General features: G+C 74.4%; 16 protein-coding genes. 6 read left to right on the top strand and 10 right to left on the bottom strand.

The annotated features are described in order from the left end of the window. Positions 1-255: 255 nt before the first annotated feature. The 5 genes from ACWGKI_RS09875 to ACWGKI_RS09855 all read right to left on the bottom strand — a co-directional run bounded on the left by ACWGKI_RS09875 (position 256) and on the right by ACWGKI_RS09855 (position 5,897). Positions 256-1,356: a uroporphyrinogen-III synthase gene (locus ACWGKI_RS09875; RefSeq protein WP_380241859.1), complete on the bottom strand. Its 1,101-nt coding sequence runs from the start codon at positions 1,354-1,356 to the stop codon at positions 256-258. Positions 1,357-1,399: 43 nt separating this feature from the next. After that, positions 1,400-2,194: a uroporphyrinogen-III C-methyltransferase gene (gene cobA, locus ACWGKI_RS09870; protein ID WP_452186592.1), complete on the bottom strand. Its 795-nt coding sequence runs from the start codon at positions 2,192-2,194 to the stop codon at positions 1,400-1,402. Next, positions 2,191-2,598 carry a nitrite reductase small subunit NirD gene (gene nirD, locus ACWGKI_RS09865; RefSeq protein WP_452186590.1) on the bottom strand — a complete coding sequence of 136 codons (408 nt, stop codon included), beginning with the start codon at positions 2,596-2,598 and terminating at the stop codon, positions 2,191-2,193. The genes cobA and nirD overlap by 4 nt, the downstream gene beginning before the upstream one ends. Next, entirely contained in the window at positions 2,595-5,300 is a 2,706-nt protein-coding gene (gene nirB, locus ACWGKI_RS09860; protein WP_452186589.1) for a nitrite reductase large subunit NirB, read from the bottom strand. Before nirB ends, nirD begins: the two co-directional genes overlap by 4 nt. 126 nt (positions 5,301-5,426) lie before the next feature. Then, complete coding sequence (locus tag ACWGKI_RS09855; protein ID WP_452186587.1) at positions 5,427-5,897, bottom strand: AAA family ATPase; 471 nt, start codon at positions 5,895-5,897, stop codon at positions 5,427-5,429. A 25-nt stretch (positions 5,898-5,922) separates the two neighbouring features. Here ACWGKI_RS09855 and ACWGKI_RS09850 point away from each other — a divergent pair, with 25 nt between their 5' ends. Continuing rightward, entirely contained in the window at positions 5,923-6,762 is an 840-nt protein-coding gene (locus tag ACWGKI_RS09850) for a class I SAM-dependent methyltransferase (RefSeq protein WP_452186585.1), read from the top strand. A 45-nt stretch (positions 6,763-6,807) separates the two neighbouring features. Here the strand turns inward: ACWGKI_RS09850 and ACWGKI_RS09845 are convergent, their stop codons facing one another. From ACWGKI_RS09845 to ACWGKI_RS09825, 5 genes are all read right to left on the bottom strand, one after another. Then, entirely contained in the window at positions 6,808-8,328 is a 1,521-nt protein-coding gene (locus ACWGKI_RS09845; RefSeq protein ID WP_452186583.1) for a DUF222 domain-containing protein, read from the bottom strand. 66 nt (positions 8,329-8,394) lie between these two features. Next, entirely contained in the window at positions 8,395-10,041 is a 1,647-nt protein-coding gene (locus tag ACWGKI_RS09840) for an FAD-dependent oxidoreductase (protein ID WP_452186581.1), read from the bottom strand. After that, positions 10,038-12,260, bottom strand: a complete 2,223-nt coding sequence (locus tag ACWGKI_RS09835; protein WP_452186579.1) for a molybdopterin oxidoreductase family protein — start codon at positions 12,258-12,260, stop codon at positions 10,038-10,040. Before ACWGKI_RS09835 ends, ACWGKI_RS09840 begins: the two co-directional genes overlap by 4 nt. Beyond that, a complete protein-coding gene (locus tag ACWGKI_RS09830; protein WP_452186577.1) occupies positions 12,257-13,621 on the bottom strand; it encodes an MFS transporter in 1,365 nt (454 codons plus the stop codon). The genes ACWGKI_RS09835 and ACWGKI_RS09830 overlap by 4 nt, the downstream gene beginning before the upstream one ends. Before the next feature lie 198 nt (positions 13,622-13,819). Beyond that, a complete protein-coding gene (locus tag ACWGKI_RS09825) occupies positions 13,820-15,913 on the bottom strand; it encodes a bifunctional lysylphosphatidylglycerol flippase/synthetase MprF (protein WP_452186575.1) in 2,094 nt (697 codons plus the stop codon). Between the two features lie 180 nt (positions 15,914-16,093). On the opposite strand from ACWGKI_RS09825, the gene ACWGKI_RS09820 reads away from it, so the two are divergent. From ACWGKI_RS09820 to ACWGKI_RS09800, 5 genes are read left to right on the top strand one after another with little or no spacing between them, the layout of a single operon-like run. Continuing rightward, positions 16,094-19,936: a nitrate reductase subunit alpha gene (locus ACWGKI_RS09820; RefSeq protein ID WP_452186573.1), complete on the top strand. Its 3,843-nt coding sequence runs from the start codon at positions 16,094-16,096 to the stop codon at positions 19,934-19,936. Next, on the top strand, positions 19,933-21,672 hold the full coding sequence (gene narH, locus ACWGKI_RS09815) for a nitrate reductase subunit beta (protein ID WP_452186571.1): 1,740 nt from the start codon (positions 19,933-19,935) through the stop codon (positions 21,670-21,672). Before ACWGKI_RS09820 ends, narH begins: the two co-directional genes overlap by 4 nt. Then, on the top strand, positions 21,669-22,370 hold the full coding sequence (narJ, locus tag ACWGKI_RS09810; protein ID WP_380241799.1) for a nitrate reductase molybdenum cofactor assembly chaperone: 702 nt from the start codon (positions 21,669-21,671) through the stop codon (positions 22,368-22,370). Before narH ends, narJ begins: the two co-directional genes overlap by 4 nt. Continuing rightward, a complete protein-coding gene (gene narI, locus ACWGKI_RS09805) occupies positions 22,361-23,122 on the top strand; it encodes a respiratory nitrate reductase subunit gamma (protein WP_380241797.1) in 762 nt (253 codons plus the stop codon). The genes narJ and narI overlap by 10 nt, the downstream gene beginning before the upstream one ends. 44 nt (positions 23,123-23,166) lie before the next feature. Beyond that, positions 23,167-24,396 (top strand): MFS transporter, encoded by a 1,230-nt coding sequence (locus tag ACWGKI_RS09800; RefSeq protein WP_380241794.1) that lies wholly within the window; start codon positions 23,167-23,169, stop codon positions 24,394-24,396. Positions 24,397-24,425: the final 29 nt, after the last annotated feature.

The following is a 24,425-nucleotide window of genomic DNA, read 5'->3' as shown; positions in this document are numbered from 1 at the left end:
ACCAGCACCGGGTCCCCGGGCGTCGGATCAGCGTCCAACCCCACCGGCGACCAGTCCGCCGGCCTCACCAGTCCACCCCGCTCGCACCGACGCGCGACCGCGCGTCCAGGCTCACGCTCAGGCCCCTGCCCAAGTTCATGCCCGGTCCCCCCGCAGGTCAGTCACCAGTTCTCGCCCTCTACCGCCCGGAAGAGAGTAACCAGCGCCGCGGCTGATGCACCACGGAGAGACCTGCCCGTCGACCCCGGTCAGCGCCTACGCCGGGGGCGCGAGCTCCAGCCGGTACCCGCGCTTCACGACCGTCTTGATGAGGTCACGGCGCCCGGCAGCCTCGCGCAGCCGCGCGACGGTCACCTCGACGGCGTGGGGGTCGCGGGAGGTGCCGGGCAGGACGTCGAGCACGCGCTCGCGTGGCACGACGTCGCCGCCCGCGGAGGCGAGGAGCCGCAGCACCTCGACCCCCGTGGGCGACAGCGGCAGCACCTGCTGGTCCAGGACGGCGACGCGGGCGCGGATGACGAGCGGTCCGGCGACGGTGGCGAGCGCGACGGACTCCAGGTGCTCGTAGTGCCCCACGATCGACCGCACGAGGGCGCCGAGGCGGCCACGCTCGGGCTGGAGCGTCGGGATCCCGCGCGACTCGAGGGGCCGCGCGGTGACCGGCCCGACGGCAGCGGCGACCATCGACCCGTCGGCGAACCGGGCCACGACCTCGTCGCGCAGCCCCTGCGCCTCCACCGCGCGCAACCACGCCTCCGCGCCGGGCGCGGACGTGAACGCCACCGCGTCGATCTCACCGGCCGCGGCGGCCCGGACCGAGGACTCGACGGCGCCGGGGTCCGGCGGCGGGCCCCAGCGGTACACGACCAGCGCGGAGACCCGGCCGCCCGCCTTCTCGAAGACGGCGTCGAGGCCGTCCGCGCCGGCCCCGTGGTGCTGGATGGCGACGTGCAGCCCGCTCACGCCCTCGCTGAGCAGCACCTCGGCGACCTCGGCCGACGTCTCCGACTCCGCCACCCAGTCGGCCTGCAGCCCTGCCGCCTGGATGGCACCGCGCGCCTTGGGGCCGCGCGCGACGAGGCGCGAACGGCCGAGGACGGCGAGGAGGTCGTCGGCCAGGCCGTGGGCGTCGGCGGCCTCGATCCAGGCGCGGAAGCCGACACCGGTGGTCGCGACGACCACGTCCGGCGGATCGGCGACGAGGGCCCGCGTGGCGGCGATCAGGGAGTCGTCGTCCACGTGCGGCACCATGCTCAGCGCGGGGGCGTGCCGGACGGCGGCGCCGCGACGCTCGAGCGCGGCGGCCAGCTCGCCCGACCTCCGGTCGGCGGTGACGAGCACCGTGCAGCCCGCCATCACCTGGCCCAGCGCGGGCCGGGGCCTGTGCTGCTCGGCGTCCTCAGCCACCGACCCGTCCTGCGGCTCCTGCGTCACGCGCGACCTCCAGCAGCTTCTCGTCCGCCACGTCGCCGATCACGACCACGGCCGGCGCGCGGACCCCGACCTCCTCGGCACGCTTGGCGGCCAGGTCGAGGGCGACACGCGTGACCCGCTGGTCGGGCAGCGAACCTCGCTCCACGATAGCGACGGGGGTACCCGGTGCAGCGCCGGCGTCCAGCAGGCGGGCCACGATCCCGGGGAGGGCTGCCACGCCCATGAGCACGACGAGCGTCGCGGCGCGGGTGGTCACGCACGCGACCGACACGTCGTCGAGCTGTGCCTCGCCGTCGCGCGTGTGCCCGGTGACGACGTGGAACGCCGTCGTCGTCCCGCGGTGCGTGAGGGGGACGCCGGCGAGCGCGGGCACGGCGAGCGCCGACGACACCCCGGGCACCACCTCGACCGGCACCCCGGCGGCGCGGCACGCCGCGACCTCCTCGCCGCCCCGCCCGAAGACGAACGGGTCGCCGCCCTTGAGCCGCACGACGTGCGCGCCGGCCAGCGCCCGCGCCACGAGCAGCGCGTCGATCTCCGCCTGCGGCAGCGTGTGCCGCCCCGGCGTCTTGCCGACGTCGACGACCTCGACGCGTGGGTCCAGGTCGTCGAGCACCTCGCGCGGCACGAGGCGGTCCGTGACGACGACGTCGGCCGCGGCCAGCGCCCGCCAGGCCCGGTAGGTGAGCAGGTCCGCAGCGCCCGGGCCGGCGCCCACGAGGGTGACGCGCCCGACGCCGGCGGCCCGGGGCGTCGTCATCCGATCCCCACGTGGACCACACCGTCGCGGACGGCGACCGGGTACGACGCGAGGTCGCCCGCGAGCCCCGCGCGCGGCTCCTTGCCCGCCGCGTCCAGGCAGCGACCGGTGTGCAGCTCGAAGACCTGCTTGTACACCGGCGACGCCACCGTGGGTGTGCCGCGGCGTGTGCCGACGAGACCGCGCGCCATGACGTTCGCGCCGGAGTACGGGTCGAGCTGCTGGACGGCGCAGACCGTCCCGTCGACGAGGCGGAACAGCGCCACCTGCCGCTCCGCGCCGTCGGACCCCGTGACCAGGGCGGCGGCGCCGCGCTCGGGGACCAGCGCGTCCAGCGGGCAGACGGCGGTCCAGCCGGGGCCGTCGGTGGTCACGGGCTCGGTCGTGATCGGCAGGGTGGTCATGCGCGCACCTCCAGGGTGGGGCCGGCGACGAGGACGGGGCTGGTGAGGGCGGAGACGAGCCCGGGGTCGACCGGTCCGGCCTCCCCCGCCGCGATCTCGTCGGCGGTGGCGGGCCGCTTCTGCCCGCGCTCGGGCACGTACGCGAGCGCCGGGTCGGGCGTCGTCGGGGCGTTGACGAAGGAACCGAACCGCGCCAGCTTCTCCGGGTCCTCCAGGACGGCCTTCCACTCGTCCTCGTACCCCTCGACGTGCTGTGCCATCGCGGCGTCGAGGTCGGCGCCGAGGCCGAGGGAGTCCTCGATCACGACCGCGCGGATCGCGTCGAGGCCGCCCTCGTACTCCTCGACCCAGGGGGCGGTGCGCTGGAGCCGGTCGGCCGTGCGGATGTACAGCATGAGGAAGCGGTCGATGGTGCGGATCAGCTCCGCGGACGTGAGGTCCTCCGCGAGCAGCTGCGCGTGCTTGGGCGTCTGCCCGCCGTTGCCGCCCACGTACACGTTCCAGCCCTTGTCGGTGGCGATGACGCCGACGTCCTTGCCGCGCGCCTCGGCGCACTCGCGGGCGCAGCCGGAGACGCCGAGCTTGAGCTTGTGCGGCGAGCGCAGGCCGCGGTACCGCAGCTCGAGCTCGACGGCCATGCCCACCGAGTCCTGCACGCCGAACCGGCACCACGTGGACCCGACGCACGACTTCACGGTGCGCAGCGACTTGCCGTAGGCGTGCCCGGACTCGAACCCGGCGTCCACGAGCCGCCGCCAGATCTCGGGCAGCTGCTCCACGCGGGCGCCGAACATGTCGATCCGCTGCCCGCCGGTGATCTTCGTGTAGAGCCCGAAGTCCTGGGCGACCTGCCCGACGACGATGAGGCCCTCGGGCGTGACCTCGCCCCCCGGCATGCGGGGGACGACGGAGTACGTGCCGTCCTTCTGCATGTTGGCGAGCATGTGGTCGTTCGTGTCCTGGAGCGCGGCCTGCTCCCCCGCGAGGATGTGCCCGTTGCCGAGGCTGGCCAGGATCGACGCGACCGTCGGCCGGCAGATGTCGCACCCGCGGCCGGCGTCGCTGGCGCCCTCGGGCACCCGCCCGAACCGGTCGATGATGGCGCTGAAGGTGTGCAGGTCGGCCACCCGGACCGCGTCGAACAGCTGTGCGCGGGAGAGCTCGAAGTGCTCGCACAGCGCGTTGCTCACCTCGACGCCGGCCTTGGTCAGCTCCGTCTTCGTCAGCTTGGTGACCAGCGGCAGGCAGGCACCGCACGTGGTGCCGGCGCGGGTGCACGCCTTGACGCCGGCGACGTCCGTGCAGGCGTGCTCGGTCACGGCACCGCGGATCGCACCCGCCGACACGTTGTTGCAGGAGCAGACGTTCGCCTCGTCGGGGAGCTCGAGCGCCGGAGCACCGCCGGTGCCCTCCGGCAGCAGGAACGCCGACGGGTCGCCCGGGAGCTCGGCGCCCAGCATCGGCCGCAGCGACGCGTACGGCGCCGCGTCCCCGACGAACACGCCGCCCAGCAGGGTGCGCGCGTCGTCGGCCATGACGAGCTTCTTGTAGACGCCGGCCAGCGGGTCGGCCCACACGATCTCGACGGACTTCTCGCTGCGGCCGTGCGCGTCGCCGAAGCTCGCGACGTCGACCCCCGACAGCTTGAGCTTGGTGGCGGTGTCCGCCCCGGGGAAGGTCGCCTCCCCGCCGAGCAGCCGGTCGGCCACCACCTCCGCCATCGTGTTGCCGGGCGCCACCAGCCCGAGGCACCGGCCCTCGATGCACGCGACCTCGCCGATCGCCCACACGTGCTCGTCCGCGGTGCGGCAGCTCAGGTCGACGACGGCGCCGCCGCGCTCGCCGACCTCCAGCCCGGCCGCCCGGGCCAGCTCGTCGCGCGGCCGCACGCCCGTGGCCATCACGACGACGTCCACGTCGAGGCGGCCGCCGTCGGCGAAGTCCATCCGTCCCACGTGCCCGGTGCGGCGGTGCGGGCGAATCGCCTTGGTCGCGGTGTCCGTGCGGACCGAGATGCCCTTGTCGTTGATGAGCCGCTTGAGCGCGTGCCCGCCGCCCAGGTCGATCTGCACGTCCATGAGGTGCGTGCCGAACTGGATCACGGTCGCCTGCGCGCCGAGCGCCTTGAGCGCGCCCGCAGCCTCCAGGCCGAGCAGCCCGCCGCCGACGACGGCGCCGCGCACGGGGCGCTCGACCGTGCCGCCGCGCGTCTCGACGCGGCCCGCCTCGCGCTTGGCCTCGACCCAGCCGCGCAGCGCCGCGACGTCGTCGATGGTGCGGTACACGAACACGCCGGGCAGGTCGTTGCCGTCGATCGGGGGCATCGCGGCGCTCGAGCCCGTGGCGAGCACGAGCTCGTCGTAGGCGTGCACCCGGCCCAGGCGGTCGGTGACGGTCCGGGCCGCGCGGTCGATGGTCGTCACCGCGCAGTCGCGGTGCAGCTCGACGAGCGGGTCGTCCCACAGGGCGGGGTCGCCGAGCGCGAGCTCCTCGGCGTCGCGGACCTCGAAGTACCGGGTGAGGCCCACGCGGTCGTACGGCTTGCGCGGCTCCTCGGCGAAGACGCTGACGCGCCACGCGCCCGCGTCGTCGCGGGCGCGCAGCGCCTCGACGAACCGGTGGGCGACCATGCCGCCGCCGACGACGACCACGTGCCGCCGGCTGTCCTGCCGCGGCGTGCTGGGGGGCTGCTCGCTGCTCATGCCCTGACGCTAGGAAGCCGCCGTGTCGCCGTCGTCAGGCAGCGGTTACCTCACGGGAACATCTGCCTCACGTGCGAAACATGCCGCGCGAGAGGACGCCCGCACCTGCCTTCCTCGGTGGAGCCGTCAGCTGCCCGGGACAACCTCCAGCGGGCCTTCGTCCGACGTCGGGACCTCGAAGCCGTCGTGGTACGCCGCCGCCACCTCGGGGGCCAGGACGACGTCGTGCGGGTGCTCGGCGGCCCGCGCGGCGACGCGCGCGAGGGCGACGTCGCGCGGGGTGTCGACGAGGACGACCAGAGCCTCGGCGCCGTGCGCCGCGCCGAGCGCCCGGTACTCCTCGCGCGACGCGCGCGACCAGAACGACGAGTCCACGACGACGTCCCGCCCGGCCGCCAGCAGGCTCGCGACCTGCGCGCGCAGCGCGTCCGCCACCCCGCGCGCCACGTCGTCCGGCAGCGGGTGCACCGCGCCGTGCCCCGCCTCCCACGCCAGCTCGTCGACGGAGGCGACGGCGTAGCCGTCCGCGGCGTAACGGCGCGCGTGCGTGGACTTGCCCGCGCCGGCGGGCCCGCACAGCAGGACGAGGTTCGGCACGGTCGTGACGCTACCCTCGCTGTCCATGCCGACGACGGAGCCGACGACGAGCCCGACGACGAGCCCGACGACGCAGCTCGACCCGCGCACCACGGTGAACCCTCAGGTCCGCGCCGTCGCCCGCTGGCTCGGCCGCCTCAACGCCCGGTACCCGTGGAACCACAACGACCACTTCCACGGGTGGATCCTGCGACGGCTGCCGCGCCGCAGGCGCCGCGCGCTCGATGTCGGCTGCGGCACGGGCACGCTGATCGATCGGCTGCGCCGCGCCGGGGCCACCGTCGTCGGGATCGACGCGGACGCCGCGATGGCCGAGGCGAGCGCCGCGAGGTTCGCGGACGACCCGGGCGTGAGCGTGCGGCACGGGCGGTTCGAGGACGTCCCCGCCGACGGCTCGTTCGACGTCGTGACGATGGTCGCGTCGCTGCACCACATGGACCTCGAGCCCGCCCTGCGGCACGCCGCCGGTGTCCTGGCGCCTGGCGGGCGGCTGCTCGTCGTCGGGCTCGCGCGCCTCGGCGCGCGGCGCGACCTCGCCGTCGACCTCCTCTCGGCGTTCACCAACCCCGTCGTCGGCATGGTCAGGCACGCGCGACCCGGCCGGGCCGCGCCCGACGCCGACGACGACGGCCCGCTCATGCCCGTGCGCACGGCGGACGAGACGTACGGCGAGGTCCGCGAGACCGCCCGACGCGTGCTGCCGGGCGCGCGGTACCGGCAGCGCCTGTTCTTCCGCTACACGCTCGAGTGGACCCGGCCGGCGGGGCCCTCGTCATCCCGCGGCTGCCCGTCGAGACCCTCTCCTTCATGGGCGCCGGAGGACGCCAGGGCCGTCCCGGCGCTGCCGCACGACCTGGGCACCTGACGCGTCACCGGCCGCCCCTCCGATCAGAACGTGGGGCCGCCGTCGTCACCTTCGGCGTGGGTGGCGGGTTCGACTGGTATCGCGCCACTCGTCGTGGCGGCCTCGTGGTCGCTCGTCGGTGGGAGGTTCGAGCGAGGTCTGGTGGGCGAGGTGGTCGGCCTCGGTGGCCCAGGCGTCGAGCTGGACCAGGGTGTGGTCGGCGGTGCCGGGGCTGGTGAGGTACGTGCGGCCGCGGGGTGAGGTCCAGGCCAGGACGCCGGCCCCGAGCTGTTCGACGTGCCAGCGGGACTCGTGCTTGAGGGTGTGGTGCTTGCGGCACAGCGAGGCGAGGTTGCCCGCCTCGGTGGCCCCGCCGTCTGCCCAGGCGGTGGTGTGGTCGATGTCGCAGCGGCGTGCGGGCACGCGGCAGCCGGGGAAGCGGCAGGTCAGGTCGCGCTGGGTGAGGAAGGCGCGCAGGTCGGCGGGCACGACGTAGCTGCGCCGGTCCACGGTGAGCATCGCCCCGGTGACCGGGTCCGTCAGCACCCGGCGCAGAGTGGGGGCGCGTGCGACGAGGTGGCGTGCCGTCTCCGCGTCGATCGGGGTCGTGCCGTCCAGCAGGCCTGATCCCTCGCCCGCACCGGTCAAGGTGCTGACCGGCACGGTCACGTGGACCACCGGCCGGACGGTGCGGGCCAGGACGGCCAACGGGTCGGGTGGCAGGGCAGGTGGCAGGGCAGGTGACAGGTCAGGTGGCGGGCCCGGGTTGACCGATGGTCGGTGCCGGGGAGCAGGGTCCCCGCCCGACGGGCCACCCGGGTCGCCCGCGTGGTGCGAGCTGCTCATGTCGCTGCCGTCGAGCAGGAGCGCGGTCAACGTGGCGGCGCGCAGCTGCCCGACCCCGCGCGGGTCGCCAGCCCCCTTCGCTCGCGTGGCGGTGCAGGTCAGGCGGTCGTGCACGGCGCGGGCTACCGGGGTGGGCAGGTGCGCGGCCAGCCAGGACATCCCGTCGGCGCCGTCGTCCACCCACACGTCGGCCTTGAGCTGCGCGGCCTCCCGCCGCACCTCGGCAGGAACCGGGTGCAGCCGGTCGCGCGTGGCGCGGGCCAGCACGCGGAACCGGGCCGCCGTCATACCCGGTGCTCGGCCCAGCACCGCCCGCTCCACCTGAGCGGCTGCCGCAGCAGGCAGGTCCGCGACCACGTCCGCCAGCCTGGCCGCGTGCTGGTACGAGATCGCCCCCGCGCACAGCGCGTCCAACGTCGCCGTCGCCTTGACCGCCAGGACGTCCGCATCGGCGAGCCACCCCTGCGCGACGTGCTCGCTCACCCGCAGCGAGCACGCCACCTCTGTCACCAGAGCCCGGTGCGCGACCGAACCCCGACGCTCCTCCGACGCCGAGACCACCCGCTCCACCTCGAGGTCCAGCATCGCTCCCTCGTGCGTCGAGGCGAGCACCTCGGCCAGCGCGACCGTGCGCCGACCCGCCGCCGCGTTCACCGCGACCTGCTCGTCCGCCGCGCGATCCAGCGCAGCATCCAGCGCAACATCCAGCCGCGAGGCTGCTGCGGGTAGGCGCGTCGTCATCACCCCAGCCTAGCGACGTTCGAACACGTGTTCTAGAGCCTCGGTCGGGCCTGTGGACAACGCGGGTCAGGTCGCCACCGAGACGCGTTGCACCGCCGCCAGCCAGTCCACCAGCCCGCACACGGCGTCCTTGCAGCTGCCGCAGCCGGTGGTCGCTCGGGTCGCGCGGGCGACGTCGTCGACCGTCTCCGCGCCGTCGGCGACGCACGACGCGATGTCGTGCTTCGTGACGCCGTTGCACCGGCAGACGGTCGCGTCGTCGGGCATGTGCTCCGGGCTGGTCGCGGGCGCCGGCGCTCCCATGACGGGGGTGAGCAGCAGGTAGGCCGGGTCGGCCGGCACCGGGGTGCGACGCGTGTACGCCGCGGTCAGGTCGGCGGCCACCCGGGCGTCGCCGACGCACGTCGCCCCGACCAGGACCCCGTCCGCGACGACGGCCTCGACGTAGCGGCCGGCCACGGGGTCGGCCAGGCGGACCGTCCGCTGCCCGGGCCGGTGGTCGCGCCGCGTCCCGGACACCCCCATCGACACCACGCTCAGCGGGCCCGCCTTGACCTTCACGACGTCGGTGCCGCGCGTCTCGATGCCGCGGTCCGTGGCGGCCCGCGAGGACAGCAGCGCACCGAGCCGCACCGCCATCGACGGCTGGGTGCCGTCGAGCGGCAGCCGCAGGTGCTCGCGCGGCGCAGGAGCCGGCGCGGGCACCGTCACCACCGGGGCCGGGGACGACGCCGCCGCCCGGCCCACGAGGTGCTCGGCGAGGCGACGCGCCTGGTCCCAGCCCTCCGCGACCAGGCCACGGGAGCCCTCGGGCGGCTGGGCGCAGTCGCCGACGGCGAAGATCCGCGGGTCGCTGACGCTCGCCAGGTCGGGGCCGACGACGATGCCGTGCTCGACGGCGAGCCCGGCGTCCGCGGCGAGGCCGGTCTCGGGCACGGTGCCGCAGGCCAGCACGACGAGGCCGGCGGCGACCACCTCCCCGGGCTCGCGCACGTCCCCGGCCAGCCGCACGCCGACGACGTGCCCGCCGACGACGAGCGCCTCGCTCGGCCGCACCCTCGTGCGCACCGTGACCCCCGCCGCCTCGAGCCCGTCCGCCAGCACGGCGCCGGCCTCGACGTCGAGCTGGCGCTCCATCGGCGACGCCCCCGGGTGCACGAGGGTGACCAGGAGCCCGCGCCCCGCGAGCCCGTGCGCCGCCTCGACGCCGAGGACGCCCCCGCCCACGACCACGGCGCGCGGGGCGTTGACGGTGGCGGCGACGATCTCGCGGGCGTCGTCCAGCGTGCGCAGCGCGTGCACCCCGGCCGGCATCCCGCCTCCCGCCGCCTCGAGGCCCGCGACGGACGGCACCCGCGGCGCGGACCCGGTGGCCAGGACCAGCACGTCGTAGGGGTGCCGGGCGCCGTCCGCGGTGAGCACCACGCGGGCGCGGCGGTCCACGGCCACCGCCGCGAGGTCGCGGCGGACCGTGGTGCGGGCGACGTCGGGCAGCGGCATCGCGATCGCGGCGACGTCGGTGCGTCCCGCGACGACGTCGGACAGCAGCACACGGTTGTAGGGCTCGTAGGGCTCGGCGCCGAGGACGGTGACGTCGAGCGCCTCGTCGACGTCCCGGCGTGCGAGCTCGTCCGCGAGCCGGGCGCCGACCATGCCGAGGCCGACGACCACGACGCGCTGCGGCACCCGCAGCGAGGTGTCGGACGGGTTCATGCGGGAACCTCCTGCGACTCGTGCGGGCGCGAGGCGTCGCGACCGGTGGGCTCCGGGACGCCCGGGGCGGGCGTGACCTCCACGGCGCAGACCTTGAACTCCGGCATGGCGGAGACGGGGTCGACCGCGTCGGTGGTGATGCGGTTGACGCTGCCCGCGCCGCTCCAGTGGAAGGGCATGAAGACGGTGTCCGGGCGCACGGCGTCGGTCCAGCGGGCGGTGGCCTCGACGGTGCCGCGCGCCGACGTCAGGCGCGCCCGCGCCCCGTCGGCGACACCGACCCGCAGGCCCAGCTGGGGGTGCAGCTCCACGTAGGGCTCGGGCACGAGCCGTTCCAGCTCGGGGACGCGGTGCGTCTGGGCGCCGGACTGGTAGTGCTGCAGCACCCGGCCGGTCACGAGGTAGGTGGGGGCGTCCGCGCGCACGTCGTCGCTGGGGCCGACGTGGTCCACCACGACCGCGCGCGCCCGGCCGTCCGGCGTCCCGAAGCCGTCCAGGAACATCCGCGGCGTGCCGGGGTGCTCGCCCTCCTCGCCGTCGGGTGCCGGGCACGGCCAGTACAGCCCGGCCTGCCCCGCCCGCTCGGCGGCGTCCAGGCGGGCGTGGCTCAGGCCGGAGTAGTCGGCGGGGCCGCCCGCCGAGGCCCGGGCGAGCTCGTCGAAGACCTCGGCCGGGTCGGTGCCGAGGTGGACCGTCGAGCCGAGCCGGCGCGCCAGCTCGGCCAGGATCCACAGCTCGGACCGCGCCTCGCCCGGCGCCGTGGTGGCCTGCCGCCGCCGGATCACGCGCCCCTCGAGGTTCGTCATCGTGCCCTCCTCCTCCGCCCACTGGGTGACGGGGAGGACGACGTCGGCCAGCAGCGCCGTCTCGGACGGCACGGTGTCGCACACCACGAGGAGGTCGAGCGCGGCCAGCCGCTCGCGCACCCGGTCGGCGTCCGGCGCGGAGACCACGACGTTCGAGCCGTGGACGAACAGCGCGCGCGGCCCGCCCGGGGTGCCGAGCGAGCGCAGCAGCGCCACGGCGGGCCGGCCCGGCCCGGGCAGCGTCTCGGGCGCCACGCCCCACACCGCGGCGACGTGGGCGCGGGCGGCCGGGTCGTCGATCTTGCGGTAGCCGGGCAGCTGGTCGGACTTCTGGCCGTGCTCCCGGCCGCCCTGGCCGTTGCCCTGCCCGGTCAGGCAGCCGTAGCCGGACCCGACGCGCCCCACGAGGCCGAGCGCGAGCGCGAGGTTGATCGCCGCCGTCACCGTCGCGGTGCCCTGCGTGGACTGCTCGACGCCGCGGCCCGTGAGCAGGTAGGCCCCGCGACCGCCGCGCCCCGGCGACGCCGCCGCGAGCAGCCGGGCGACGTGCCGCAGCTCCTCGGCCGGCACGCCGCAGACGGTCTCCGCCCGCTCGGGCCACCACGCCGCGACCGAGCGCGCGACGTCGTCGAAGCCGGTGGTGCGGGCCGCGAGGTACTCCCGGTCGGCCAGCCCCTCGGCGAGGACGACGTGCAGCAGGGCGAGCAGCACCACGAGGTCGGTGCCGGGCACGGGCTGCAGGTGCACGCCCTGCGCGTCGTCCGCGAGCCGGGCCGTGGCCGAGCGCCGCGGGTCGACGACGACGAGCCCGCCGGCCGCCCGCGCGCCCGCCAGGTGCTGCACGAACGGGGGCATGGTCTCGGCGACGTTGGAGCCGAGCAGCACGATCGCGTCCGCCCCCGCGAGGTCGGTCACCGGGAAGGGCATCCCCCGGTCCACGCCGAAGGCCCGGTTGCCCGCCGCGGCCGCCGACGCCATGCAGAACCGGCCGTTGTAGTCGATCGACGGGGTCCGCAGCACGGTGCGCGCGAACTTGCCCAGCGCGTACGCCTTCTCGTTGGTCAGGCCGCCGCCGCCGAAGACGGCGACGCCTGCGGGGCCGTGCTCGGCCTGGATCGCCGTCACCCGGGCGGCGACCAGCCCGAGCGCGTCGTCCCAGGTGGCGGGGGTCAGCACGCCGTCGGCGCCCCTGACGAGGGGCGTCGTGACACGGTCGGGGGCGCGCAGCACCGTGGCGCTGGTCCAGCCCTTCTGGCACAGGCCGCCGCCGTTGGTGGGGAACGCGCGCGGCGTCACCGTCACCGGGAGCGACCGGGCGGGCGCCGCCGCGGCGGGCGCGAGGTCCATGCCGCACTGCAGGGCGCAGTACGGGCAGTGGCTCGCGACCGCCGCGGCGACGGGCGTCGTCGTCATACGCGGGCCGCCGCCATCCGCGAGCCGCGCCGCGCGTAGACCGCCCAGGTGACGACCGCCATCACGACGTACGCCCCGACGAACACCCACAGTGCGGCGACGAGCGAACCCGTCATCGAGGTCGACAGCGCGAACCCGCGCGGGATGAGGAACCCGCCGAACGCGCCGACCGCACCCGCGATGCCGATGCACCCGGCGGCGGCCTTCGCCGTCGCCGCCAGGTCGCGCCCGCCGCCCGCCACCCGGAACGCCGCCGGGATCATCCGGTACACCGACCCGTTGCCGACGCCCGTGGCGACGAAGAGCAGCATGAAGGAGGAGAAGAACAGGACGAAGCTGTGGCCGCCCAGCGCGGTGATGGCCCCGACCGCGCCGACGATCATCACGGCGTAGCAGGTCACGGTCACGACGGCGCCCCCGACCCGGTCGGCGAGGATGCCGCCCAGCGGCCGCGCCACCGAGCCGACCAGGGCACCCATGAACGCCAGCGACAGCGTCACGTCCGGGAACTGGCCCGCGAGCAGCGTGGGGAACGCTCCCGAGAACCCGATGAACGAGCCGAAGGTACCGATGTAGAGGAACGAGATGATCCAGGTGTGCGGCTCGCGGACCGCGACGGCGAACTGCCGGGGGTCGGACCTGGCGGCCGACAGGTTGTCCATGAACCGCCACGCGAGGAGCACGGCCAGGACGATGAAGGGGACGAACATCAGCCCGGCCCGCTCCAGCGCCACCCCGGCGCCTGCCGTGATGACCAGCGGCACCGCGAGCTGGACGGCCGCCGTCCCGATGTTGCCGCCGGCCGCGTTCCAGCCGAGCGCCGCGCCCTTCTCCTTCTCCGGGAAGAAGAACGAGATGTTCGCCATCGACGACGCGAAGTTGCCGCCGCCGAAGCCCGCGAGCGCCGCCACGAAGAGCATCACGCCGAACGACGTCTCCGGCCGCTGCACCACGAACGCCAGGGCGAGCGTCGGGATCAGCAGCAGGGTGGCCGACACCATCGTCCAGTTGCGGCCGCCGAAGACCGGCACGGCGAGCGTGTACGGGATGCGCAGCGTGGCGCCGACCAGGGACGGCACGGCGATGAGCCAGAACAGCTGGTCGGTGGTGAAGGTGAAGCCGGCCGCGGGCAGCTGCGGCACGACGATCGACCACACGGCCCACACGCAGAAGCCGAGGAACTCGGAGAAGACGGACAGGGCCAGGTTGCGCCGGGCGACGCGGCGCCCGCCGCCGGCCCAGAAGGCCGGGTCCTCCGGCCGCCAGTCGTCGATCCAGCGGCCCGGGCGGGGGCGCGACCCGGTGGCGGTGCCCCCGGGCGCGGCGTCGTGGGCCGGGACGGCCGTGGTCGGAGCAGCCATCGCGTGTCCTCCTGTGCGCGGGCCCGACGACGCGGGCGGTGGGTAGGTGCCGCCGGCGCGTCGTCGGGCCGGTACCCCGACGCTAGGAAGAGGGTGTTTCGACGCTGGTCGTGGAGGCGTGAAATACACGTGAGCACGAACGCACAGGGACCACCGAGGGCCTGTGAGTCCCGGGCGTCCGGGGAGGGGCCCCGGCGGTCAGCTCGCGCCGCGTGACGACCGTGCGGCGGCGACCAGCTCCTTGGCACGGACGTCGGGCAGGTAGCAGCGCACCAGCGCGAGACCGACGAGCGGCAGGGTGCCCGGCTCCGGCACGACGAGGCTGAGGGAGACGCTGCGTGGCTGGAACTTCAGCTTGAACCGGTGCAGCGAGTCGAACCCGTAGAGCGGTTCGAGGGTGGCGGCGAGCCGGTCCAGCACGACGTCGACGCCGCTCGGCGCTCGCGCGTCGTCCCCGGCGCCCTGGGCGAGCGGGCTGCCGGACAACGACGCCTCGAGCGCCCCCTCGTCGCGGAACGTCGTGAGGGCCGACGCGATGAGCAGCTCCATGGTGTAGCGGAACGAGCCGGGCGCCCGGCGCATGACGTCCAGGGTCCAGCCCACGACGTCGCCGCCCGGCGCGTGCACGGGCAGCCAGCTCGTCACGCCGTGCACCTGGCCGTCACCGTCGACGGCGAGGCCGACGCGCACGTCGCGGTCGAGCGCCTCGCGCACTCCGCCGAGCGTGAACGCCATCTCGGGCAGGTCGCTGTCGCCGAGCCACGCCTCGGAGATCCTCCGTACCTGCGCGAGCGTCTCCGGCGGTTCGTCGGCGAGCGTGACCATCCGGTGCTCGACGCCCTGCTTCGCCGCCTGGTTGAGCGCGGTCCGCACGTCCTGCCACTTCTTGCCGCGGAACTCGAGGCCGGGCAGGTCGATCACCGCCTCCTCGGCCACCCGGACGACGGTCCACCCGCGGTCGGCGGCGAGGGCCGCGACCTCGGGACCGCAGGAGAAGAAGCAGGACCCGACGCCCGCGGCCGCGGCCGCGTCGACGAAGGTGTCGACGAGCTCGGCGCGACCGGCGGGCCCCGCGCCCACGGGATCGGTGAGCGCGACGGCGACCCCCGCGTGCAGCTGGAACGCCACGTAGCCGTCGTGGTCGTCGGGCGACCAGCGTTCGTTCCCCTCCCACGTCGTCATCCAGGCGAGCCGCTGCCCGGCCCCGAGGCGTCGCAGCACCTGGCGCGCGTCGTCCTGGTCGAGACGCGTCCCGGCGGCAGGGCCACGACGGCGGCGGGCTCGGAAGGAGGACCGGCGGACGAGGAGCAGGGCGAGCGCGCCCCCGTCCAGCGCGAGGGAGAGCACGTAGAGCGGCACGTCGTCCGGGAGGCCCGGGGTGTCGAGCACCAGCCCGCCGACGAGCAGGAGGGTCTCCGTGAGAGCACCCAGGGCGGTGAGGACGATCGCGACGCGCCACCAGGATCGGCGACCGCGCAGCAGCCCGAGGGCGAGCACGACGTCGACCGTGACGGCGACGATCCCGGTGGGCCAGTCGTCGCTCCCGACCGTCCCGAGCGGCCCCGCCGTCGAGCCGGAGGTGAAGCCCGCCAGCACCACCAGCAGCGCCGAGACCGCGAAGTACCCCGCGGCGGCGCCGCGGTCGCGCTGCCGCCGGCCGGTGGGGGTGCGCGAGCCCAGCCGCGGTCCCAGCACGGGCCTGGCGACCGCCAGCCCGGTCAGCCACCCGATCAGGTGCTCCACGTCCGCGATCCCGCCCCACACGGCGAGCGCCACGAGGACGTAGACCGCGATCGCCCCGGAGACGCGGGTGCGCCACGGCGCCGGCAGCGACAGGGCGGTGACGGTGGCGGCGCCCACGACGCCGGCGCTGAACCCGACGTCGAGCTCGCCGCCGACGCGCACGGCCCACGCCCAGCCGGTGCGGGCGAGGAGGGCGAGCAGGAGGGAGGTGCCGACCACGCCGACGACCTGGCAGGTGCAGGCGGCGAGCGCGGCGCGGCGCGTCCCGAGCCGGTGCTCGGCCCACCCGACGAGGAGCAGGAACACGCCCGCCACGGGCAGGTACTCCCACGGGCTCAGGGCGAAGAACGACCCCGTGACCGGTGTCCACCACCGCCCGTCGGCGAGCGCGGGGGCGCCGAACGCCACGTCGTCGAACCAGGGGTGCTCGGCGAACGGGCTCCACAGGGCGCCGGTCACGACGCCGAGGACGAGCATCGTGCCCACGACCGCGAGGGTGAAGGGGATCCGGCGGGCCAGCCGGACCGCAGCGAGGCTGCTCGACGCCATGCACGGCCTCCCGAGTCGCGCGGGTGTGTGCTCGCAACGTAGCCCGGGACCGCCCGTGAGGCACGACACAGGCTCGGTCCGTGCGGATCCCGCACGACAGGGTTTTACGACGTGCGGTGCCTCATGCCGGGGCAGATGATGCGAGCAGCGACCCGTCAGCCACGGCACCCAGGAGCACGCATGTCGAGCACCCGCCCGCACGCCAGCACCGTCGGATCGGCGCCCCCGACCGGGGCGGCCGAGTCCCTCCTCCGGCTCGGCAAGCACCTGCGCCGGGGGGAGGTCTCGGACGACCTGCGCCAGCTGTTCCTCAAGGGCGGCCGGGAGGGCGACGTCTTCTACCGCGACCGCTGGTCGCACGACAAGGTGGTGCGGTCCACCCACGGCGTGAACTGCACGGGCTCGTGCTCGTGGAAGGTGTACGTCAAGGACGGCATCATCACGTGGGAGACGCAGCAGACCGACTACCCGTCCGTGGGCCCCGACTCCCCGGAGTACGAGCCGCGCGGGTGTCCCCGCGGGGCGGCGTTCTCCTGGTACACCTACTCCCCCACGCGGGTGCGCTACCCGTACGTGCGCGGCGTGCTGCTGCAGGCGTACCGCGAGGCCAAGGCGGCCGTCGGCGGGGACCCGGTGCTCGCGTGGCAGCGGGTGACGTCCGACCCGGAGACGGCGCGGGCGTACAAGTCGGCGCGGGGCAAGGGCGGCCTGGTCCGGGCGACGTGGGACGAGGCGGCGGAGATCGTCGCGGCGGCGCACGTGCACACGATCAAGGCGCACGGCCCGGACCGGATCGCGGGCTTCTCCCCGATCCCGGCGATGTCGATGGTGTCGCACGGGGTCGGCGCGCGGTTCGTGCAGATGCTGGGCGGCACCATGCTGTCGTTCTACGACTGGTACGCGGACCTGCCGGTCGCGTCTCCGCAGGTGTTCGGCGACCAGACGGACGTGCCCGAGTCGGCGGACTGGTGGAACTCCTCCTACCTCATCATGTGGGGCTCCAACATCCCGGTGACCCGCACCCCCGACGCGCACTTCATGGCCGAGTCGCGCTACCGCGGCACGAAGGTCGTGTCGGTCTCCCCCGACTACGCCGACAACACGAAGTTCGCCGACCAGTGGCTGGCGCCGCAGCCGGGCACGGACGGCGCGCTGGCCCTGGCGATGGGGCACGTCATCATGCGCGAGTTCCTCGTGGACCGCCGGACGCCCCGGTTCGCGGACTACCTGAAGCGGTTCGCGGACGCGCCCTTCCTGGTGCGGCTCGACGAGCGCGACGCCGGGTCGGGCGAGCGGGCGTACGTGCCGGGCAAGTTCCTCACCGCCGGCGACCTGGACGACGCGACCCTGCCGGGGGCGTCCACCTCGGCGAACGCGCAGTTCCGCACGGTGCTGCTGGACGCCGACGGCCGCGTCGTCGCGCCGAACGGCACGCTCGCCGACCGGTACGGCGAGGCCGGCGAGGGACGGTGGAACCTCGACCTGGGCGACGTGGACCCGCTGCTGTCCGTGGCGGACGCGCCGTCGTCGGCCGAGGCACCCGGCACCGCGGCGGTGCTGCTGCCGCGGTTCGACGTCGTGCCCGACGCCTCGGGCGCGGACCCGGCGCGCGCCGCGCACCTCGGCGGCGCGGGGGTCCTGACCCGCGGCGTGCCGACCCGGCGCGTCGGCGGCCACCTGGTGACGACCGTCTTCGACCTGCTCCTGGCGCAGTACGGCGTGGAGCGCCGCGAGCTCGGGCTGCCGGGCGAGTGGCCGACCGGCTATGACGACGCGTCCAGCCCCGGCACGCCGGCGTGGCAGGAGGAGATCACGGGCGTGCGGGCGGACACCGCCGCGCAGATCGGGCGGGAGTTCGCGCAGAACGCCGAGGACTCCGGCGGCCGGTCCATGATCATCATGGGCGCGGGGGCGAACCACTGGTTCCACTCCGACACGATCTACCGCGCGTTCCTCACCCTCACGACGATCACCGGCTGCCAGGGCGTCAACGGCGGCGGCTGGGCGCACTACGTCGGGCAGGAGAAGTGCCGGCCCATCACCGGGTGGGCGCAGTACGCGGGCGGCCTCGACTGGGTGCGCCCGCCGCGCCAGATGATCGGCACGGGCTGGTTCTACCTGGCCACGGACCAGTGGCGGTACGACGGGATGCCTGCCGACGCGCTCGCGTCGCCGCTCGCGCCGGGACGGCTGGCGGGCCGCACGACGGCGGACTCCCTGGTCGAGTCGGCGCAGCGCGGCTGGATGCCGAGCTACCCGACCTTCGACCGCAACCCGCTGGACCTGGTGGACGAGGCCCGCGCCGCGGGCAAGGACCCGCAGCAGCACGTCGTCGACGAGCTCAAGCAGGGCACGCTCAGGTTCGCCTGCGAGGACCCGGACGACCCGGCGAACTTCCCCCGGGTGCTCACGGTGTGGCGGGCGAACATCCTGGGCTCCTCCGGCAAGGGCAACGAGTACTTCCTCAAGCACCTGCTGGGCACCGACTCGGCGGTGTTCGCCGCGGAGAACGCCCCCGACCGGCGGCCGCGCTCGATGACGTGGCGGGACGAGGCCCCGCGCGGAAAGCTCGACCTGCTGGTCACGATGGACTTCCGCATGACCAGCACCACGCTGTACTCCGACGTCGTGCTGCCGGCAGCGACCTGGTACGAGAAGCACGACCTGTCCAGCACGGACATGCACCCCTTCGTGCACTCCTTCAACCCGGCGATCGCGCCGCCGTGGCAGACCCGCACCGACTTCGACACCTTCCACACGCTGGCGCGCCGCGTGTCCGAGCTGGCGGAGACCCACCTCGGCGTGCGCGAGGACCTGGTCGCCACACCGCTGCTGCACGACACCCCGGACGAGCTGGCGATGCCGCACGGGACGGTCACGGACTCCGGCGTCCCCGTGACCGAGCGTGAGCTGGTGCCCGGCGTGACGATGCCGCGGCTGCAGGTGGTGCAGCGCGACTACCCCGCCTTCGCGGCGCGCATGGCCGCCCTGGGGCCGCTCACCGACACCAAGGGCATGGTCACCAAGGGCGTGGCCTACCTGCCGGACGAGGAGGTGCGGCGCCTCGGGGAGCGCAACGGCGTCGTGCAGGACGGCCCCGCGGCCGGCCGGCCGCGCCTGGACCAGGACACGCACGCGTGCGAGACCATCCTGGCGCTGTCGGGCACGACGAACGGGCGGCTGGCCGTCCAGGGCTTCGAGAACCTGGAGAAGCGCACCGGCCGCCGTCTGGCCGACCTGGCGCTCGACGAGCAGGGCAAGCGCGTGACGTTCCCCGACGTGCAGTCGCGGCCCACCACGGTGATCACGTCGCCGGAGTGGTCGGGCTCGGAGCACGGCGGACGGCGGTACACGGCGTTCGCGGTCAACGTGGAGCGGCTCAAGCCCTGGCACACCCTGACGGGCCGCCAGCACTTCTACCTCGACCACGACTGGATGATCGAGCTCGGCGAGCAGCTGCCCACCTACCGGCCGCCGCTGGACCTGCACCGGCTGTACGGGGACTCGCCCGTGCCCGGCAGCACCGCGGACGGCACGAGCACCGGCGGCAGCGCCGACCAGGTCGCGGTCGCGGTGCGATACCTGACGCCGCACTCCAAGTGGTCGATCCACTCGGAGTACCAGGACAACCTGTTCATGCTGTCGCTCTCGCGGGGCGGCCCGAACGTGTGGATGAGCCCGCAGGACGCCGAGAAGATCGGCGTCCGGGACAACGAGTGGATCGAGGCGGTGAACCGCAACGGCGTCGTCGTCGCCCGTGCCGTCGTCTCCCACCGGATGCCCGAGGGCACCGTCTACATGCACCACGCCACCGACCGCACCGTCGACGTGCCGCTCTCCGAGACGTCGGGGCTGCGGGGCGGCATCCACAACTCGCTGACGCGGATCCTGCTCAAACCCACCCACCTGGCGGGCGGGTACGGGCAGTTCACGTTCGCGTTCAACTACCTCGGCCCCACGGGCAACCAGCGGGACGAGGTCACCGTGATCCGGCGCCGTTCCCAGGAGGTGCGTTACTCGTGAAGGTCATGGCGCAGATGTCGATGGTGATGAACCTCGACAAGTGCATCGGCTGCCACACCTGCTCGGTCACCTGCAAGCAGGCGTGGACGAACCGCACCGGCACCGAGTACGTCTGGTTCAACAACGTCGAGACCCGCCCCGGGCTGGGCTACCCGCGCACCTACGAGGACCAGGAGACCTGGCAGGGCGGCTGGGTGCGCACCAAGCGCGGCAAGCTCAAGCTCCGTGCCGGCGGCCGGGCCAAGAAGCTCGCGTCGATCTTCCACAACCCGAAGCTGCCCTCGATCCACGACTACTACGAGCCGTGGACGTACGAGTACGACATGCTGCTCAACGCCCCGCAGGGTCCGAACACCCCCGTCGCGAAGCCGAAGTCGCTGCTCACGGGCGACGACATGAGCATCCAGTGGTCGGCCAACTGGGACGACGACCTCGGCGGCTCGACGGCCACGATGCAGGACGACCCGATCCTCAAGCACATGAGCGAGCACGTGGCCACGGAGCTCGAGCAGACGTTCATGTTCTACCTGCCGCGCATCTGCGAGCACTGCCTCAACCCGTCGTGCGTCGCCTCCTGCCCGTCGGGCGCGATGTACAAGCGGGTCGAGGACGGCATCGTGCTCGTGGACCAGGACCAGTGCCGCGGCTGGCGCATGTGCGTCACGGGCTGCCCGTACAAGAAGGTGTACTTCAACCACAAGACCGGCAAGGCCGAGAAGTGCACGCTGTGCTACCCGCGTATCGAGGTCGGGCTGCCCACCGTCTGCTCGGAGACGTGCGTCGGTCGGCTGCGCTACCTCGGCCTGGTGCTGTACGACGCCGACAAGGTCGGCGCGGCGGCGGCCATCGAGGACGAGCACGACCTGCTGGCCGCGCAGCGCTCCGTCTTCCTCGACCCGCACGACCCCGAGGTGGTCGCCGCGGCCCGCCGCGAGGGCATCCCGGACGACTGGGTCGCGGCCGCCCAGCGCTCGCCGATCTGGAAGCTCATCCACGACTACGAGGTGGCGCTGCCGCTGCACCCGGAGTACCGCACCCTGCCGATGGTCTGGTACATCCCCCCGCTGTCGCCGGTGGTCGACGTGGTGGCCAGCTCGGGCAACGACGGCGAGGACGGCCGCACCCTGTTCGCCGCCATCTCCCGGTTGCGCATCCCGCTGGAGTACCTCGCAGGGCTGTTCACGGCCGGCGACACCGCGCCCGTGGAGCGGGTGCTGCGCAGGCTCGCCGCGATGCGGTCGGGCATGCGCGAGGTCAACCTGGGCCGCGAGTTCCCCGAGGAGCACGCCGCCGCCGTGGGCATGACGGGCGAGCAGGTGCAGGAGATGTACCGGCTGCTGGCCATCGCGAAGTACGAGGAGCGGTACGTCATCCCCACCGCGCACACCGAGGTGGCGCGCGAGCTCGAGGAGATGGCCTGCTCCCTCGACTTCGAGGGCGGGCCGGGCATGGGCGGCGCCGGACCGTTCGGGACGTCGTCGGGCACCCCCGTCCCCGTCGCCGTGGAGAACTTCCACGCCCTCGCCGCCCGCCAGACCGCGGACTCGCCGTACGGGCCGTCCACGCCCGGACGCGTGAACCTCCTCAACTGGGACGGCAACGGCCGTCCGGACGGGCTGTTCCCGCCCGACGACGACGGCGGAGGCCAGCGCCCCGGCGACCCGGGCACCCTGCCCGGGGGGCGCCAGGACGCGGCGGGCGACTCCTCCGACGGCTTCACCGGGGGTGCCCGATGATCCTCGCGTTCCTGCCCAGGCCCGGGGTGCGCGCGCGCCGGCTCGACCCGCTCGCGCCCGTGCCGCTGCCCGACGCGGACCGCGCCGTCGCGCACATGGCCGCGAGCCTGCTGCTCGCCTACCCCGACGACGCGACGCGCGCGGCCGCCCGCACCGTGCGCGAGGCCGTCGGCGGGCTGCCCGAGCCCGTCCGGGACCGGCTCTCCGGCCTCGCCACGACCCTGCTGGACGGCGACCCCGACGCGCTGCAGGCCGACTACGTCGCCACGTTCGACCTCAAGCGGCGGTGCGCGATGTACCTGTCGTACTACGCGGCCGGGGACACCCGGAAGCGCGGCGCCGCCCTGGTCCGGTTCGTCGAGGCCTACCGCGCCGCCGGGTTCGAGACCACGGGCGACGAGCTGCCGGACTACCTGCCCACGGTGCTCGAGCTGTCCGCCCGCGGGGGCCCGGACGGGGCGAGGATCGCCGCCGCGCTGCTGACCGCGCACCGCGACGGCCTGGAGGTGCTGCGCTCGGCCCTGGCCGCTCAGCGCTCGCCGTGGACGGCCGCCGTCGAGGCCGTGTGCCTCACGCTGCCTCCCGTCGACGCCGCCACCGCGGAGCGTGTCGCCGACCTGGTGGCGGCCGGGCCACCGGCGGAGCTGGTCGGACTGAGCGGGTACGGGGACGAGGGAGAGGACCTGCCATGGGCCTGACGGATGCGACGGCCGACAAGATCATCCTGTGGGTCGTGCTGCCCTACGTGACGTTCGCGGTGCTCGTCGTGGGATCGATCTGGCGGTACCGGTACGACAAGTTCGGCTGGACCACGCGCTCCAGCGAGCTGTACGAGAAGCGCCTGCTGCGCTACGGCTCGCCCCTGTTCCACTTCGGGCTGCTGTTCGTGGTCCTCGGGCACTTCCTGGGCCTGGTGATCCCCAAGTCGTGGACGGAGGCGGTCGGCGTCAGCGAGAGCTTCTACCACTTCATCGCCACGTCCATGGGCTCGCTCGCGGCTCTCGTGGCCGTCGCCGGCCTGCTGATCCTCATCTACCGCCGCCGCTCGACGGGTCCGGTGTTCCTCGCGACCACGCGCACGGACAAGCTCATGTACGTGTTCCTCGCCGGGTCGCTCCTGTCGGGCGCGTGGGCGACCGTCCAGACCCAGCTGCTCGCCGGCGGGCACGGCTACGACTACCGCGAGACCATCTCGCCGTGGTTCCGCTCGCTCTGGTACCTGCAGCCCGAGCCGGTGCTCATGGCGGGCGTGCCCGCCGCGTTCCAGGTGCACATCGTGACCGCGATGCTCCTGTTCGCGCTGTGGCCGTTCACGCGGCTGGTGCACGCGTTCTCGGCGCCCGTGCAGTACCCGTTCCGGCCCTACGTCGTCTACCGCTCCCGCGAGGCGTCCGTGACGTCGCGCGCCCCGCGGCGCGGCTGGGACCCGACGACGACCCCGCCCCGCTGACCCCCTGACACCCCGGACGACCCGTCCGCCTCGAAGGAGGAACCATGACCTCGGCAGCGACACCCGGACCGACCGACGCCCCGGCGACCACCGCCGTGCAGGGCAACACGACCCAGCTCGCCCTCGCCACGGCCGGGTTCGCGATCTGCTTCTGGGCGTGGGCCCTGCTCGGCCCGCTGGGCAACAGCTACGGGCAGCTGTACCACCTGTCCGACTTCGAGGTGTCCGTGCTCGTGGCGGTCCCCGTCATCGTCGGGTCGCTCGGGCGCATCCCGATCGGTGCCCTCACGGACCGCTTCGGCGCCAAGGTGATGTTCCCCCTGTGCAGCGCGCTGACCATCGTGCCGGTCCTGTTCATCGGCTTCGTCGCCAACAGCCTGCCCTGGCTGCTGATCGGCGGGTTCTTCCTGGGCCTCGGTGGCACGACCTTCGCGATCGGTGTGCCCTTCGTGAACAACTGGTACCCGCCGGCCCGCCGCGGCACCGCGATCGGCATCTTCGGTGCCGGCATGGGCGGCACGGCGATCGCCTCCTTCTCCACCGTGCCGATCCGGGACGCGTGGGGCGACGGGGCGCCGTTCGTCATCGTGTCGGTGTTCCTGGCGGTCTTCGCCCTGGTGTCCCGGGCCATGCTCCGCGACTCCCCGGCCTGGACGCCCGGCTCGGGCGGCGGCATGCTGGCCCGCACGTGGGCGACGGTCAAGATCCCTGCCACGCTGCAGCTGTCCTGGCTGTACGCCATCGGATTCGGCGGTTTCGTCGCCTTCTCCGTGTACCTGCCGACGTTCCTGCAGAACGCCTACGACCTGAGCGCCAGCGACGCGTCCTTCCGCACCGCGGGCTTCGTGGTGCTCGCAGTGATCTGCCGCCCGATCGGCGGCATCCTGTCGGACCGGCTCGGCGGCGTCCCCGTGTCCATCGTCTGCTTCTCGGTGGTCACCGTGTTCGCGGCGATCGTCATCTTCCAGCCCGCGCTGGTCCCGGGCGCGACGATCGCGTTCCTCGGGATGGCTGCCGCGCTCGGTGCCTCGTCGGGCGCCACGTTCGCCCTCGTGGCGAAGATGGCGCCGGCCGGGACGGTGGGCGCCGTGACGGGCGTCGTGGGTGCCGCCGGCGGCCTCGGCGGGTTCATCCCCCCGCTGATCATGGGCGCCGTGTACGGCGCGAACGGGGACTACGGCATCGGTTTCGCGCTGCTCGCGCTCACCGCGCTCCTCACGCTGCTGTTCACCCTCGGCCCGGTGCGCAAGCGCGTGCGGGCGAACGCCGGATGAGTGCACGGGCGAAACACTTTCGGCCTAGC

Source organism: Isoptericola sp. NPDC055881, from assembly GCF_053615895.1.
Note: the sequence above shows the minus strand (reverse complement) of the source record. Positions and strands in the feature narration are given on the sequence as shown.

Coding starts and splice junctions, on each gene's coding strand:
- cobA (WP_452186592.1), bottom strand. CDS start 2,194: ATGACGACGCCCCGGGCCGCCGGCGTCGGGCGCGTCACCCTCGTGGGC.
- nirB (WP_452186589.1), bottom strand. CDS start 5,300: ATGAGCAGCGAGCAGCCCCCCAGCACGCCGCGGCAGGACAGCCGGCGG.
- ACWGKI_RS09830 (WP_452186577.1), bottom strand. CDS start 13,621: ATGGCTGCTCCGACCACGGCCGTCCCGGCCCACGACGCCGCGCCCGGG.
- ACWGKI_RS09825 (WP_452186575.1), bottom strand. CDS start 15,913: ATGGCGTCGAGCAGCCTCGCTGCGGTCCGGCTGGCCCGCCGGATCCCC.
- ACWGKI_RS09800 (WP_380241794.1), top strand. CDS start 23,167: ATGACCTCGGCAGCGACACCCGGACCGACCGACGCCCCGGCGACCACC.
- narI (WP_380241797.1), top strand. CDS start 22,361: ATGGGCCTGACGGATGCGACGGCCGACAAGATCATCCTGTGGGTCGTG.
- nirD (WP_452186590.1), bottom strand. CDS start 2,598: ATGACCACCCTGCCGATCACGACCGAGCCCGTGACCACCGACGGCCCC.
- ACWGKI_RS09820 (WP_452186573.1), top strand. CDS start 16,094: ATGTCGAGCACCCGCCCGCACGCCAGCACCGTCGGATCGGCGCCCCCG.
- ACWGKI_RS09875 (WP_380241859.1), bottom strand. CDS start 1,356: ATGGCGGGCTGCACGGTGCTCGTCACCGCCGACCGGAGGTCGGGCGAG.
- ACWGKI_RS09840 (WP_452186581.1), bottom strand. CDS start 10,041: ATGAACCCGTCCGACACCTCGCTGCGGGTGCCGCAGCGCGTCGTGGTC.
- ACWGKI_RS09845 (WP_452186583.1), bottom strand. CDS start 8,328: ATGACGACGCGCCTACCCGCAGCAGCCTCGCGGCTGGATGTTGCGCTG.
- ACWGKI_RS09850 (WP_452186585.1), top strand. CDS start 5,923: ATGCCGACGACGGAGCCGACGACGAGCCCGACGACGAGCCCGACGACG.
- ACWGKI_RS09835 (WP_452186579.1), bottom strand. CDS start 12,260: ATGACGACGACGCCCGTCGCCGCGGCGGTCGCGAGCCACTGCCCGTAC.
- narJ (WP_380241799.1), top strand. CDS start 21,669: ATGATCCTCGCGTTCCTGCCCAGGCCCGGGGTGCGCGCGCGCCGGCTC.